Annotated in this window: 3 protein-coding genes; all 3 read right to left on the reverse strand. The window is 66.7% G+C overall.

What is annotated here, in order from left to right; genetic code table 11:
• A partial coding sequence (locus RI841_RS16240) for an alpha/beta hydrolase (RefSeq protein ID WP_310706669.1) occupies positions 1-697 on the reverse strand: 697 nt, incomplete at its 3' end.
• Between the two features lie 71 nt (positions 698-768).
• Positions 769-1,122, reverse strand: coding sequence for a DUF488 family protein (locus RI841_RS16245; protein ID WP_310706670.1), 354 nt, complete (start codon positions 1,120-1,122; stop codon positions 769-771).
• Positions 1,123-1,171: 49 nt separating this feature from the next.
• Entirely contained in the window at positions 1,172-1,612 is a 441-nt protein-coding gene (locus RI841_RS16250; protein WP_278031433.1) for a YtoQ family protein, read from the reverse strand.
• Positions 1,613-1,968: the final 356 nt, after the last annotated feature.

Genomic DNA, 1,968 nt, shown 5'->3' on the forward strand with positions numbered 1-1,968 from the left:
GCAGGATGGTCATGCGGCGCGTCTCGTCCTCGGGGAAGACGCGCCCGCTGCGCAGGGCGGCGAACAGGTGGAGGAACACCACCCCCGGCTCGCCGAACACCTCGCCGGAACGGAAGTAGGAGTGCCCCCTGGGGTAGTCATAGCGGGTATTGACGTCGTCGCAGTCGACAGCGAAGACGTTGCGCGCCACTCGGCTCATGTCCTCCGGGCCGGAGTGGCCGAGGCGCCGGGAGGCGATGCGGTTCTTCAGGTTGGAGGCCTTGCTGGCGCGCAGCGCCAGGTCATCGGAGGCGAAGTAGACCGTGACGTTGCGTGAGGCATGGACGATCAGCTCGCCGCTGTGCCCTTCCTCCAGCGACTCGTTGACGATATCCGCGGCGATCAGGAAGGTATTGCGGAACAGCATCGGCACCCCACCCGGCAGGGAGTACTTGCGCCATACACGCATCGTCTCGCGCAGCACCCGGTTGCCCATGGAGTGAGCCAGAATGTTGATGCGCTTGAGGCAGGGGGTCGGGGCCACCTCGAACTGATCGCTCTCGCGCCACTCCAGAAAGCGCTGCAGCACACGAGCAAAGGAGAAGGCACTCAGGTCTGCCGACTCCTGGTCATACCAGTAGTCATTGACGATGCCCATGTCGTTGTCGCAGGGCCAGACCAGGGGCACCACCAGCACCTCGCCGGGCTGCCATTCCACTTGAAGCTAGCACAGCCTCCCCGGGCGGCCAGGACAGGGCCACGTCAGCCCCCGGTCACCGGCCACGCGGCTCATCTGCCCAGCATCGCCAGGTACTGCCTGAGGGCCACGGCATTGTTGTGGCGAACGTCCCTTGCAGCGAAGACCAGGGTGACGGTGTCGCTGGCGGCCCGCTCGGCCAGGTCTCTCAGCGTCTCGCGATGCGCCTTGAGCTCGGCCAGGTAGCGGCGACGAAACTCGCCCCAGCCCAGGGCCCCGTCATGGAACGCCTTGCGCAGCTCGTCGCTGGGGGCAACCTCCCTGCGCCATTCGTCGATTCGCGCATCGGCCTTTGCCACCCCGCGGGGCCAGAGCCGGTCGACCAGCACCCGGTAGCCATCGTCTCGACTCGGTGCCTCGAAGGCACGCTTCAGCTCGATGCTCATGGAGGACCTCCTGGCGGCGAATACGCCCCCAGTGTAGCCAAGCGCCGGCTCAGGCCTCGAGCACGTGGCGCAGGATCTCCACGACCTGGTCGGTGGTGGTGCACCAGGCCTGTGCCTCGGCGTCGACCTCCTTGAGCGGATGGACGATCTCCTCGCCGTGCAGGGTGACGTAGGGCTTGCCCAGGGCGGCGCAGTAGCCGGCATCGAAGGCGGCGTTCCACTGCTTGTACTTGTCGCCGAAGCGCACCACCACGAGATCGCTCTTCTCGATCAGGGTACGGGTGCGGATGGCGTTGACCTTGGAGGACTGGTGGTCGCGCCAGAACTGACTGGGTGTCTCGCCCAGGTGGTCGCCGGCCGCGTCGCTGGCGTCATGGTCGGTCACGGGCGCGGAAAACACCACGTCGAGGCCCGCAGCCTCGGCGCCGCGCCGGATCTCGTCGCGCCAGTCGGTGTGGATCTCGCCGGAAAGATAGACGTGAAAGCTCATGCAGGGCTCCAGGACAGGGAATCGAACTGCCATGGTAGCCCAGAAGGCCATTTATTGGAAATACATTCCATTTTACACGGATACCCTCTCCTGCCCCTGCGAGGCCGGCCATGACGCCTGTAAGGCCGGGGGCCGTTGCCCGACAGAGCCCTGTGACCGCAGAGTCGAGAGGAGGCAGATCATGAAACGCACGCATGGGTGGAGGGCCGCCGTCCTGGTGGCTGGCCTGGCCTGGTCGCTGGGGGCAGCGGCCGACGGGCGCATCTTCACGCGCGACGGCCTGGCCATCGGCGGCACGGACCCGGTGGCCTACTTCACCGAGGGCCGGCCGGTGGCGGGCTCGCCCGACTATCAAC

The organism is Halomonas sp. (genome assembly GCF_031581305.1).
Taxonomy (GTDB): Bacteria; Pseudomonadota; Gammaproteobacteria; order Pseudomonadales; family Halomonadaceae; genus Halomonas.